The organism is Pontibacter ummariensis (assembly GCF_900188175.1).
Classification (GTDB): domain Bacteria; phylum Bacteroidota; class Bacteroidia; order Cytophagales; family Hymenobacteraceae; genus Pontibacter; species Pontibacter ummariensis.
The window spans coordinates 142,231-154,473 of record NZ_FZOQ01000002.1 but is presented as its reverse complement, the minus strand read 5'-3'; the positions used below and the strand labels follow the sequence as shown (position 1 = coordinate 154,473).

General features: G+C 53.1%; 10 protein-coding genes. 6 read left to right on the top strand and 4 right to left on the bottom strand.

Features of this window, described 5'->3' with window-relative positions; all coding sequences use genetic code 11:
- Positions 1 to 62: 62 nt before the first annotated feature.
- Positions 63 to 752, top strand: a complete 690-nt coding sequence (locus CHB92_RS02675; RefSeq protein WP_089317626.1) for an ABC transporter ATP-binding protein — start codon at positions 63 to 65, stop codon at positions 750 to 752.
- Positions 753 to 879: 127 nt separating this feature from the next.
- Positions 880 to 3,399, top strand: coding sequence for an ABC transporter permease (locus CHB92_RS02670; RefSeq protein WP_089317875.1), 2,520 nt, complete (start codon positions 880 to 882; stop codon positions 3,397 to 3,399).
- 269 nt (positions 3,400 to 3,668) lie between these two features.
- Here CHB92_RS02670 and CHB92_RS02665 read toward each other — a convergent pair whose 3' ends face one another.
- From CHB92_RS02665 to CHB92_RS02655, 3 genes are all read right to left on the bottom strand, one after another.
- Entirely contained in the window at positions 3,669 to 4,031 is a 363-nt protein-coding gene (locus CHB92_RS02665) for a CoA-binding protein (protein WP_089317625.1), read from the bottom strand.
- Positions 4,032 to 4,155: 124 nt separating this feature from the next.
- Positions 4,156 to 5,739 (bottom strand): NAD(P)/FAD-dependent oxidoreductase, encoded by a 1,584-nt coding sequence (locus tag CHB92_RS02660; protein ID WP_089317624.1) that lies wholly within the window; start codon positions 5,737 to 5,739, stop codon positions 4,156 to 4,158.
- Between the two features lie 122 nt (positions 5,740 to 5,861).
- Complete coding sequence (locus CHB92_RS02655; protein WP_089317874.1) at positions 5,862 to 6,827, bottom strand: tryptophan 2,3-dioxygenase family protein; 966 nt, start codon at positions 6,825 to 6,827, stop codon at positions 5,862 to 5,864.
- Positions 6,828 to 7,147: 320 nt separating this feature from the next.
- Here CHB92_RS02655 and sdaAB point away from each other — a divergent pair, with 320 nt between their 5' ends.
- Genes sdaAB through CHB92_RS02635 form a run of 4 tightly spaced genes read left to right on the top strand, consistent with a single transcriptional unit; the run spans position 7,148 to position 11,687 of the window.
- A complete protein-coding gene (sdaAB, locus tag CHB92_RS02650; RefSeq protein WP_089317623.1) occupies positions 7,148 to 7,825 on the top strand; it encodes an L-serine ammonia-lyase, iron-sulfur-dependent subunit beta in 678 nt (225 codons plus the stop codon).
- 12 nt (positions 7,826 to 7,837) lie between these two features.
- On the top strand, positions 7,838 to 9,295 hold the full coding sequence (locus tag CHB92_RS02645) for a TolC family protein (RefSeq protein WP_089317622.1): 1,458 nt from the start codon (positions 7,838 to 7,840) through the stop codon (positions 9,293 to 9,295).
- Positions 9,296 to 9,300: 5 nt separating this feature from the next.
- On the top strand, positions 9,301 to 10,683 hold the full coding sequence (locus CHB92_RS02640; protein ID WP_089317621.1) for an efflux RND transporter periplasmic adaptor subunit: 1,383 nt from the start codon (positions 9,301 to 9,303) through the stop codon (positions 10,681 to 10,683).
- A 14-nt stretch (positions 10,684 to 10,697) separates the two neighbouring features.
- On the top strand, positions 10,698 to 11,687 hold the full coding sequence (locus CHB92_RS02635) for an NAD(P)H-dependent glycerol-3-phosphate dehydrogenase (protein WP_089317620.1): 990 nt from the start codon (positions 10,698 to 10,700) through the stop codon (positions 11,685 to 11,687).
- 49 nt (positions 11,688 to 11,736) lie between these two features.
- Here the strand turns inward: CHB92_RS02635 and CHB92_RS02630 are convergent, their stop codons facing one another.
- On the bottom strand, positions 11,737 to 12,243 hold the full coding sequence (locus tag CHB92_RS02630; protein ID WP_144266262.1) for a hypothetical protein: 507 nt from the start codon (positions 12,241 to 12,243) through the stop codon (positions 11,737 to 11,739).

Genomic DNA, 12,243 nt, shown 5'->3' with positions numbered 1-12,243 from the left:
AAATCTGCTGCCATACAGTTATACTATGTTCTGAAGCATTCATCAAAAAAAGAAAAATAAGCGTGTCAACGATACTCGACATACAAGATCTCAAGAAAACCTACGACAGCGGTGATCGGCACCTAACGGTGCTGCAAGGTATAAATTTTTCGATTCAGGCAGGCGACACCTGCTCCATCGTGGGCCCCTCCGGTAGCGGCAAGACCACCCTGCTGGGCCTTTGCGCCGGCCTCGACCGTGCCAGCTCCGGTTCCGTTATTTTAAATGGCATTAAGCTGGACAACCTGTCGGAGGATGAGCGGGCGCAGGTCCGTAACCAGTACGTGGGTTTCATCTTCCAGAACTTTCAGCTGATACCAACCCTTACAGCGCTGGAGAACGTGATGGTACCCCTCGAGTTAAGGGGAGAACGCAATGTGCAGAAACAGGCCATGGAACTGCTGGGCCGCGTGGGCCTGGCCGAACGCCACGACCATTACCCCACGCAGCTTTCCGGGGGAGAGCAGCAGCGGGTGTCCCTGGCCAGGGCTTTTTCGAACAGGCCCACCATCCTGTTTGCCGATGAACCTACCGGAAACCTGGACGAGGAAACGGGCGCGCGCGTAGAGAAGCTTTTGTTTGACCTGAACCAGGAGGCCGGCACTACCCTTGTGCTGGTAACGCATGACCTGGAGCTGGCAGAGAAAACAGACCGCATCATCCGGATCAAGGGCGGAACTGTTGTTTCGGATGAAGTGACTGCCAATTTGTAAAAGTTACTGCCCCCTTGCTGGAATTAAAGGAGTACCTGTTACTTCTTATCAACAACCATTTTGAACCCTACTACCTGTGCCTGATACGAATTCTAAAAACAGCCTGAACTTACCCTGGCTGCTAAAAATGGCCTGGCGCGATAGCCGGAGAAACAGGGGCCGTCTGGCGCTGTTCATCTCTTCCATTGTGCTGGGCATCGCAGCCCTGGTGGCCATCAACTCATTTGCAGATAACCTGAGGACCGACATAGACCGGCAGGCGAAGTCCCTGATCGGGGCCGACCTGGTCATTGCCAGCAACCGGGTACTCGAGCCGGACATGCAACACCTGGTGGATTCCATTGCCATAGGAGGGGAGCGCTCCGATGAGATACGCTTTGTCTCGATGGTTTTTTTCCAGGCCTCGCAGGGTACCAGGCTCGTACAGGTGCGTGCTTTGGAGGACGCCGGGTTTCCCTACTACGGGACTATTGAAACCGAACCCGTGGAGGCCAGCCGCGCTTTCCGCCACGGGGGGCGCAAAGCGCTGGTTGACGAAACGCTCCTCCTGCAATTCAATACCAAACCAGGAGATTCTATCAAGGTCGGCAACCTGACCTTTGAGATTGCCGGGGCCCTGAAGAAAATACCTGGACAGACGGCTGTAACAGCGACCATTGCGCCAGCTGTCTACATCCCGAAGCGCTACGCCGAGGAAACAGGCTTGCTGCAGAAGGGGAGCCGCATTAGTTATTATTTCTATTACAACTTGCCTGTCACTACCGATGCGGATGCCTTAGTCAAGAAACTGGAGCCGCGGTTGGAGGAAGCAGGCTTCGGCTACGATACCGTGAAGAGCCGTAAGGAAAGCACGGGGGAAGCCTATGATAACCTGGCGCGCTTCCTGGCCTTAGTCGGCTTTGTGGCCCTGTTGCTCGGTTGTGTGGGGGTTGCCAGTGCGGTGCACGTATACATCCGGGAAAAACTGGCCACCATAGGTGTGCTGCGCTGCCTGGGTGTTAGTGGGAAGCAGGCTTTCCTGATCTACCTTTTCCAGATCATGGCCATGGGCTTTATCGGCTCTGTTGTTGGCGCTGTTTTGGGGAGCCTTATTCAGTTGTACCTGCCGCAGCTCTTCCAGGCGTTCTTACCTGTAGAGGTAACGCTCTCTGTGTCCTGGTCTGCTATCGCAGTAGGCATTGGCATTGGGGTTGTTGTTGCGGTGCTCTTCGCCCTGCTGCCTTTGCTCACTATCCGCAACGTGTCGCCGCTAATCACCTTACGGGCGGGCATCGAGCACCTGACTTCACAGCGGGATACACTTCGTTGGGGGGTATATGCGCTGATCCTTGGCTTTATCTTTCTGTTTGCTTACCTGCAGCTGGGCACCTGGCTGCGGGCGCTTTCCTTTACGGGCGGTGTGCTAGCCTCCTTCCTGGTGCTGGCCCTGCTGGCCCGCCTGATGATGTGGCTGGTAAAGCGCTTCTTCCCGGTTAATTGGGGCTATGTGTGGCGCCAAAGCCTGGCAAACCTGTACCGCCCCAATAACCAGACCCTGCTGCTGACCGTGTCGATAGGGCTTGGGACCGCTCTGATCGCGACGTTGTTCCTGATGCAGCGCCTTCTCCTGAGCGAGGTCGCTTTTGCCGGAAGCGAGAACCAGCCGAACCTGGTGCTGTTCGACATCCAGAACGCGCAGAAAGAAGAAGTGGCGGCCTTCGCAGAGGCACAGGGCTTGCCTGTATTACAATACGTGCCTGTCGTGACAATGCGCCTGGAGGAAATTAATGGGCTAACCGCAGCCGATGTGCGCAGCGATACCACCCTTGGCATACCGGATTGGGCTTTTACCCGGGAATACCGCGTGACCTACCGGGATACCTTGATAGCCTCTGAAACGGGCGTCGGTGGTACCTGGGGAGGTATGGCTGGTCCGGCGGATAGCCCTATTCCGATTTCGGTGGAAGACCGCTATGCCGAACGACTAAAGGCGGAGCTAGGAGACACCTTGATCTTTAACGTGCAGGGCGCCTTGGTGCCAACAGTGGTAGCCCACCTTCGGGAAGTAGAGTGGAACAGGGTACAGAGCAATTTCCGGGTTCTGTTCCCTAAAGGCGTGCTGGAGGAAGCACCGCAGTTTCATGTGCTCATGACACGCACCCAGACGGATGCACAGTCGGCTCAGTTTCAGCGGGAGTTGGTGCAGTTGTTTCCCAACGTCTCGGCCATCGACCTTGGCCTGATCCTGCAGACCCTGGACGACATCCTGGGTAAAATCTCCTTTGTGATCCGCTTTATGGCTCTTTTCAGTATCACAACCGGCTTACTCGTACTGATTGGTTCTATTAACATCAGCAAGTTTCAGCGGGTACAGGAAAGCGTACTGCTGCGGACGCTTGGGGCGAATAAAAAGCAGATCCTGTCGATCAATGCCTTTGAATACCTTTTGCTGGGTATGCTAGCCGCCGGCACGGGTGTGCTTATTTCAATAGGCGCTAGCTGGGCCCTGGCTGTTTATAGCTTTGAAGTAGAGTTTGTGCCGGACTTAGCCCCCTTGTTACCCGTTTTCCTGGGAATCACCGCCCTAACGGTGCTGATCGGCATGCTGAACAGCAGAGGAGTGTTGAGCAGACCGCCGTTGGAAGTGCTACGCAGGGAAGCAGCCTGAGGAAGGGCTCGCTTGCTTGGGATCATGAACTTGCCGCTTGTATAACAGAAAGCCCGTGATGTTCCGATCACGGGCTTTCTGTTATAACTTATTTAAATTCTATTCCGAGGTTTCGGTATTAGACTATTAAAAACAAAGAGGAGACCTCTATCCGTAAGATCTCCTCTTATTCGCATAGACAACAAATGCCATCTGCTTCTTGGTTTTATATACGGTTGGCTTTTTCGGAAGTTAGCCTCTCACCATAAAATATTTTTAGTCTTTTTCCCTTAATAACTGTCTGTCGCCAGCATGACCAGCGTGCAGTGGTGCAGCGTTTCGATGTTCGCGTTTTCTGCTAACTGCTCTAGTTCGCGGTTCTCGGTTCCCGGGTTAAAAATGATGCGCTTCGGCTTTAGGTTTAAAATATAGTCATACCAGGAGGGCTGGTTCTGCGGCCCCACGTAAAGCGTCACGGTATCCACGTCTTCTACCGGCTCTGTCTTATCATAGATGATCGGCTTGCCACCTACTTCTCCCTTTTTTATCCCAACAGGTACCACCTCATGTCCGTGTTGCTGTAAGCGATGCACCGCCTTGTAGGCGTAGCGGGTCGGGTTATCAGTGGCACCCAATACAACTGTCTTTTTCATCTATCTTTATGCTTACGAGTTCAACAAACAATATACTTATTTTTACCCTATCCCTGCTTAAAAAGTTGGATTCCCTATGCCTGGAAACAAAGGGTAAAAAAGAAGCGTACAGGGGTTTACCTGTTTACCTGTTTACCGCTACGCCCGCTTTCAATGCTGCCATTTCGGCGCAGCGCTCACCATCCATGGCTGCCGATACAATGCCTCCCGCATAGCCGGCTCCTTCGCCACAGGGGAACAGGCGCTTCACCTGCACGTGCTCCAGGCTTTCCCGGTCGCGGGGAACACGAACAGGGGAGGACGTGCGGCTCTCCACGCCGACGATCTGCGCGTCGTTGGTCAGGTAACCGCGCATTTTTTGGCCAAAGGCTTGAAAGCCTTCGCGCAGGCGGTAAGCCATTTCCTCCGAAAACAGTTCGTTCATGTCAACAGATACCAAGCCGGGCTGGTATGAAGTATCCAGGAGCTGCTTGCTTTTCTTGCGCTGGATAAAATCCTGTAACAGCTGGGCCGGCGCCGCCTGGGTGCCTCCTGCCATGGCGCAGGCTTTTTGCTCCAGCGCCTGTTGCATGCGCAGGCCCGCCAGCGGGCCGTACGTATCCAGATCCATGTCTTCCAGCTCAATGGCGACCACGATGCCCGAGTTGGAGAAGCGAGAGTCGCGTCGGCTTGGCGACATGCCATTCACGACCACCTCACCTGGGGCTGTGGCTGAAGGCACGATAAAGCCCCCCGGGCACATACAGAACGAAAAGATACCGCGCTGTTTGTTGTTATAGTAAGTCTGGTGCACCAGAGAGTAGGAGGAAGCAGGTAGCCAGGCGCCCCTGGATTCACACTTATACTGTATGCGGTCGATCAGGCTTTGCTGGTGCTCTACGCGCACCCCCATGGCAAAAGGCTTTGCCTCAATGGTGATGCCCTTTGCATGGAGCAGCTCAAAAATATCACGGGCACTGTGACCGGTGGCTAGTATCACTGCTTCTCCAAGGCGTTTCTGTCCGTCTGCCGTTACCACACCATGCATCTCACCCTGCTCCACGAGAAAGTCCGTGACCCGCTGCTCGAAGAGCACTTCACCGCCGGCCTCCCGGATGGTCTCCCGGATAGCCTCAATTATTTTGGGCAGTTTATTCGTGCCAATATGCGGGTGGGCATCAAACAGGATGTCCTGGGTAGCGCCATGCTGTACCAGTATCTGAAGGATGCGCTGCAGATCCCCTCTTTTCTTGGAGCGGGTATACAGCTTGCCATCGGAGTAAGTGCCCGCACCTCCTTCGCCGAAACAGTAATTCGAGTCGGGATTTACGGTATGATCCTTATTGATGGCTGCCAGGTCGCGCCTGCGGCTGCGCACATCTTTGCCTCGCTCTAATACAAGGGGCTTCAGGCCCAACTCGATACAACGCAAAGCGGCAAACAGCCCGGCAGGTCCGGCCCCCACAATCACCACCTGCTTTGCCTGTGTTACATCCGGGTAAGTGTAGGTAGGTGAAATGATGTCCTCAGGAGGGTTTTCCAGGTAAACATCGGCCCGCACGCGTACCTGTACCTGGCGACCACGGGCATCGATCGAGCGCTTTACCCGGTGCACGTGTTTTACGTCCTCTGGCTTTACCTTAGCGCTTTTCAGGATTTCTCTTTCCAGTTGCTCTCCATCGAAGGCAACTTCGGGTGGGAGCAAAAGCTCCAGTTCTTTCTTCTTCATGTGTGTTGGGTAAGGGAGTTAGCCTTAAACCTTTAAGGTATGGGAATACAAATTTCTTCTGTTAGGGATAGAACACGATGTAGTGGCCGTAAGTTCGGGTGTCACAGGAGCTTCATTTCTCGTTAAAGCTCATCCTTCAGTACTTTATCCACCCAGCCTTTGCCCCATTCATTAAGCTCCTGCTCGGTCCATAGCTCGGGATAAAAAACACGCTTCTGAAAGCGCGGGGGCAGGTACTTCTGCCAGTTGGTGCCACCCGTGGCTTTGATTACCTCCGGGTCCCGCTGCAGGTACCGCACGGCCGATTTGTAGTGCATCAGGGGCCAGTTTACGTTCACGTTGCTGTCCAGCGCACGCATGGCCTTTAGCAGCTTCGGGTTTTGCTGCTCCTCTTCGGGTAAACTTTTGTAAACAGCCCACAGGTTCTTGTGTGCGTACGCTTTGGCAAACTGTATCAGTTGCGCCGTGTACTTTTCCTCGAAGCGCAGCAGGGTAAGGGTCTTAGCCCCAGAGGCAACTTCCTTGGCACCTTCTTTCCAATAGATGCAGCCGATCATTTCCTCCTGCGTACTCTGTAGCCCCAGGGCTGCCCGCTTGGCTTTGTCTACTAGGTTGCGGAGGTCCGTTGAGGCAATTTCTATCATCCGGTACTGTACCGACTGAAAGCCACTGGCGGGCATCAGGGCCATTCGGAAGTGCAGGAACTGCTGCGGGTCCATGCCTTCCACCATCACATCGAAGGAGTTGATCAGATTATCGAAATAGCGGTTTATGCGCTTCAATCTTAACAGGAGCTGATCAAGTTTAATATCCTTTTCTTCACCAATTTGCCTGTACTCCTCCAGGCAAAGCTTAAAGTAAAGCTCTGTGATCTGGTGGTACATGATAAAGATCTTCTCATCCGGAATGTTGGTGCGTGGGTTTTGCAGGCTCAGCAAGGTGTCGAGGTGGATATAATCCCAGTAGTTAAGGAAATCCGTGTGGTACAAGCCCTCCAGGTACGCAGCCAAATCCTGCCCCAGGGGCACATACTTTTCCTCCAGCCGTTTCAGTTGCTCCAGTACTTCAGGTTTAAAGTGATGCTCCATAGCAGCCATTCTTATGGTGTGGTGTGTTTGCAAAATAACTAAATCTGTCCTTGCCGAGGCATGTTAGGGCAAATAAAATGCCTGTTGCTGTGCTTTTACCCGTGACAGGGTAATCTCCGGGTAAAAGCAGCATCGTTTCGGTGCGTTTTGGGAAAAAGCATGGGACAGAGGATTTTACTTTGTGGATGCGGCCTTTGGGTTAGTAGAGGGAAAGCCGGCTTTGGTAGAAATAAGCCCAAATAAACAGTAAAGAAAAGAAAAACTGCCCTCATTTTGCTAAATTTGGTTTTTACGATATTAAAGCGCCTTATTTACTATATATGGCTGAGAAGAGCAGTGTTTTTGACATGATAGGGCCTGTGATGATTGGACCTTCCAGTTCCCATACGGCAGGTGTGGTGCGTATCGCCCGTGCCGCCATCCGCGTGCTTGGTGCTGCCCCCGAGGAGGCAGTGGTTACTTTTTATAATTCTTTTGCCCGCACTTATGAGGGGCACGGCAGCGACCGGGCTATTGTAGCTGGTTTGCTAGACTTCAAAACCGACGACCGGCGGATAAAGGAGGCTTTTGCGCACGCCAAGGAGCATGGGCTGAAGTATACCTTTAAGTCAGTGGGCAACGCTTCTACCATGCACCCCAACACCATCAAGCTAAACTTGAAAGCGGGCGACCGGGAAGTGGAGGTAGTGGGGCAGAGCCGTGGGGGGGGCGTTATCAATATCTCAGAGGTAGACGGTTTCTCTGCCAACTTTTCTGCCACCCAACACACTCTGATCATTGATGCAGCCGACCAGAAGGGAAGTATTGCCTTTATCGCTTCTGTGCTGGCGCATGACGAGTGTAACATTGCCACCATGAGCGTGTCGAGGAAAGGACGAAACGAGCGGGCGCGCCAGTTCATTGAGATGGATTCTGGCATTAAGCCCATTACCCTGGAGTACCTGAAGCAGTTAAGCTGGGTGAAAAATGTGATTTACATACCGAACATCGATCTGTAAAAAAAGGAAACTATGAAAAATTTACCTAAATGCTTGTTGCTGGCCTTAGGTCTTTCGGTTGCAGGCACAGTGGGAGGCTATGCCCAGGAAAGGCCGGCAAACGAGGCCTGGACGCTGGAGGAGGCGCTGGAGTATGCCCGTTTGCACAACCTGCAGGTAAGGCAGTCGCTCGTACAGAAGGAAGTGGCAGAGGTAGACCTGAGGCAGTCTAAATACGCCTTGTTGCCTACTGCCGTTGCCAACGCTTCACATACTTACAATTATGGATCCTCTGTAGACCCCCTCACCAGTGAATTCCGGACAGAGCAGATCCGCTCCAACAACATCTCAGCCTCGTCGGTAGTACCGCTTTTTCAGGGTTTTCAGCTGCGGAAGCAGATACAGCAAAACCGCTTAGACCTGGCGGCCAATACCAAAGATGTAGCGGCAACCCAGAATGACATCATGCTGCAGATTGTGACGGCTTACCTGAACATTCTTTTTGCAGATGAGGTCGCCAAAGCAGCAGAACTGCAGCAGGCCACTACCCAACAGCAACTGGAACGTACCCGCATCCTTTTTAAAGCGGGCAGCGTGGCGGAAACCAACGTGCTGGAACTGGAATCGCAGTTAGCCTCCGACGAGCTGAACCTGATCAACGCCCAGAACCAGATCGACGTGGCGCGCCTGACACTGGTACAGTTATTGAACCTGGGTAACCCGGAAGATTTTGACGTAGTGATACCCGAGATCCCTGAGCCGGCCCTTGATGCGACCATAGTGGCGCCCGATCAGGTATATGATGTTGCCGTACAGGTTCTGCCTGAAATCGAGGCGGCCGACCTGCGGGTGCAAAGCGCTGAGGTAGGCGTGGGAATTGCCCGGGCTGCTTATTATCCCCGCCTGAGCTTTAGTGCGGCCATTTTTACAGGCTACTCCAGCGGGCGTGTGTTCCCTTTTCCGGAGACGATAGAAGGGGTTTTTAACAGGCAGTTGGTTGGCTTTCAGGATGCGGATGGCACCCAGCCCTTTTACCTGTACACACCCGCCAGTGTAAGAGAAGAGTACCTGTTTTCTGACCAGATAGAGGATAACCTGGGTAAGCAGATCCAGTTTTCGCTCACAGTGCCCATCTTCAACGGCCTGCAGGCCAGAAGTGCGGTAGCACGCGCCAAGCTAAACCAGCAGGCAGCCCAGCTTAACGCGGATTTCGAGCGTAACCAGCTCCGGCAAAACATAGAGCAGGCCGCGGCAGATGCCCGTGCGGCACTGCGTGCTTATGTGGCCTCTAAAAGACAGGTAGAGGCCCTGGAGCGCAGCTTCCGGAATGCAGAGCTACGGTTAAATGCCGGGGTCATTAATTCTACAGACTTTAATGTAATCGCGAACGATTATCGCCGCGCGCAAACGGATCTGATCCAGGCAAAGTACGATTATTTCTTCAAACTAAAGGTTCTGGACTATTACCAGGGCAATAAAATTACATTCTAGACAACATGGCTAAGAGAAAATCAAAGCTTATCCCTTTAATCATCGCTGGGCTCCTGTTCGTGGTGGTCGGTATTGTGGTAGCCAAAAAAGCGGGTTGGATCGGTAAGGAAGAAGGGACGGAGGTGATATTGGCGACAGTAGACAGAACTGAGATTGTCGAAAAGGTGAGTGCCTCCGGCAAAGTACAGCCCGAAACAGAGGTGAAGATAAGCCCGGACGTATCCGGTGAGATAATCGAGCTGCATGTGGAAGAAGGCGACTCAGTGGTGAAAGGACAGTTGCTGCTTCGCATCCGCCCCGATAACTATCAGTCGATGGTAGACGCGCAGCAGGCCGCTGTGAACACGCAGCGGGCCAACCTGGCCCAGTCCCGGGCAAGACTGGCACAGGCCGAGGCTAACTTTACACAGGTAAAACAGAACTATGAGCGCAACAAGCCGCTGTACGAGCAGAAAGTGATCTCGGAGTCGGAGTGGCAGCAGATCAAAGCCAATTACGAGTCTAGCGCACAGGAGGTGGAATCGCTCCGGCAGAGTGTGAGAGCAGCTCAGTTTAATGTGCAGAATGCACTTGCCTCTTTGAAAGACGCCCGCGAGAACCTGAACAAAACGACCATTTATGCCCCTGTGAGCGGTACGGTTTCCAAGCTGAACGTGGAGCGCGGAGAGCGCGTGGTGGGTACCTCACAGATGGCCGGTACTGAGATCATGCGCATTGCCAACCTGAACAACATGGAAGTGCGGGTAAACGTGAACGAGAACGATATCATCCGGGTGGCCCTTGGTGACTCTGTGATCGTGGAGGTGGATTCTTATGCCAGCCGCGATGAGAAGTTCATGGGTGTGGTAACGGCGATCGCCAACACGGCCAAAGACGCGGCTACCCTGGAGGCCGTGACAGAGTTTGAGGTGCGTATCCGCTTGCTGAACGATTCCTACAAGCACCTGGCGGCAGAGAACGCGCGCCCTTTTCGCCCAGGCATGACAGCCTCTGTCGACATTATTACAGACAGGAAGTCTGATGTTTTATCTGTACCTTTGTCTGCCGTTACCACCCGCTCTACCGTAATACCCGATCCGAATGAGGAGGAGGAAGAAGAGGAAGAGGCACCTCAGGCTGAAGCTGCTGTAGTGCTTCCGGATCAGGTAGAAGAGGTGGTTTTCCTGTACAACAACACGACAAACACGGTGGAGTCGGTAAAGGTGAAAACAGGCATCAGCGATTTTGAGCATATCGAAATCATCAGCGGGTTAGAGCCCGGACAGAAAGTGGTGGCAGGGCCTTTCAGTGCTGTTTCTAAGACGCTGAAAAGCGGCGCGAAAGTAGCCGTGAAGGACGAAGCGTCGCTGAACAAGCAGGCCATTGCCGCAGAAACAAGTGAAGATTAACGAAGCAAGCCCTTTTGGAAAAAGTAGCTGTACTGGGAGGAGGCAGCTGGGCCACAGCCCTTGTCAAGATTCTCTCAGAGAATAAGTCGGAAGTACATTGGTGGATGCGCAACCAAAGTGATGTGCAGCACCTGATCGAATACAGGCATAACCCGCGCTACCTTAGCCAGGTTTCCTTTGATTTAGAATACGTGAAGCCTTCTACGGACATCAAGGCCGTAGTTGCTGCTTCTGATTGGGTAATCCTGGTAGTGCCAGCCGCATTCGTGCAGCTGGCACTTGCTGATTTACCCCCAGATGCTTTTAAAGGCAAGGTAATGGTATCTGCCATCAAAGGCATGATCCCGAAGGAAAACATCCTGATCACGGATTACATGGAGCGGCATTATCATGTGCCGGCCTCCCACCAACTGGTGGTGGCAGGTCCCTGCCATGCAGAGGAGGTGGCTTTGGAGAAGCAGTCGTACCTGACCATTGGTTCGCATAACATGCAGACGGCCGAGGTCTTTTGTGCCCTGCTACGGAACCGCTATGTGAAAGCCAACCCGCTGGATGACCTGGACGGAATCGAGTACTGTGCCGTGATGAAGAACGTGATCGCCCTGGCATGCGGTATTGCCCGGGGCCTGAACTACGGAGATAACTTTCAGGCTGTGCTCGTCTCGAATGCCATGTTCGAGATAGAACGGTTCCTGGATGCCATTATGCCGATACACCGCGACCTGAGCGGCTCGGCCTACCTGGGCGACTTGCTGGTTACCGCTTACTCGCAGTTTAGCCGCAATCGCACCTTTGGCAACATGATTGGTCGGGGCTATACGGTAAAGTCGGCGCAGGTAGAGATGAACATGGTGGCAGAGGGCTACTACGCCGTGCAAAGCATTTATGAGCTGAACAAAGAACTAAAAGTAGACATGCCGATCACCCAGGCGGTTTACATGATCCTGTATGAGCGCATTTCGCCAGCGGTAGAGTTCTCTATATTGCAGGAAAAGTTTATATAACACTTGCCCCCTAAAAGCAAAGAGCACCGACAAGAGGTGCTCTTTGCTTTTAGGGCTTTACCTGTTGTACTGTTTTATCTCCCATGGCTCGGTAAACGGCCATTACGGTGATGGCGACAGACAGGGTAACGGCATAAACCGAAAAAAGAAGGACAAATTTATCGTAGGGCAAGTGGCTCAGGCGCTTTGCCTCAAACAGGATCAGGGTTAGGCTTGCCAGTAGGGCACCTGATAAACCTAACATCAGGGAGCGGTGCCAGGTGCGGGCGGGAAGTTGGTCGATGACTGTCTGGCTTTTAAGGTGCCAGTGCAGCGGTAATACCTTTTTGGAAAGGAGCGCTTTGCGTGTTGCTTTGGTTGCGATCCATCCCAACACAAAACCCACAATTACACTAAAAGAGACCAGGTGTGAGGCAATGCTTTGCTGCCCCCACAGCGGAACAAGCTCTGCCTCACCCCACAACAGCGAGACCAACGAGGCGCCCAGTACTCCTGTAACTAAGGCCAGGGCAGCACCAATGCTCATCAGAAACTTATAGTTAAGGCTAACAGGCAT

Bases quoted from the DNA above. Each gene is read 5' to 3' on its own strand.
- CHB92_RS02670 (WP_089317875.1), top strand. From the start codon at position 880: ATGGCCTGGCGCGATAGCCGGAGAAACAGGGGCCGTCTGGCGCTGTTC.
- CHB92_RS02665 (WP_089317625.1), bottom strand. From the start codon at position 4,031: ATGAAAAAGACAGTTGTATTGGGTGCCACTGATAACCCGACCCGCTAC.
- CHB92_RS02660 (WP_089317624.1), bottom strand. From the start codon at position 5,739: ATGAAGAAGAAAGAACTGGAGCTTTTGCTCCCACCCGAAGTTGCCTTC.
- CHB92_RS02655 (WP_089317874.1), bottom strand. From the start codon at position 6,827: ATGGAGCATCACTTTAAACCTGAAGTACTGGAGCAACTGAAACGGCTG.
- sdaAB (WP_089317623.1), top strand. From the start codon at position 7,148: ATGGCTGAGAAGAGCAGTGTTTTTGACATGATAGGGCCTGTGATGATT.
- CHB92_RS02645 (WP_089317622.1), top strand. From the start codon at position 7,838: ATGAAAAATTTACCTAAATGCTTGTTGCTGGCCTTAGGTCTTTCGGTT.
- CHB92_RS02640 (WP_089317621.1), top strand. From the start codon at position 9,301: ATGGCTAAGAGAAAATCAAAGCTTATCCCTTTAATCATCGCTGGGCTC.
- CHB92_RS02630 (WP_144266262.1), bottom strand. From the start codon at position 12,243: ATGCCTGTTAGCCTTAACTATAAGTTTCTGATGAGCATTGGTGCTGCC.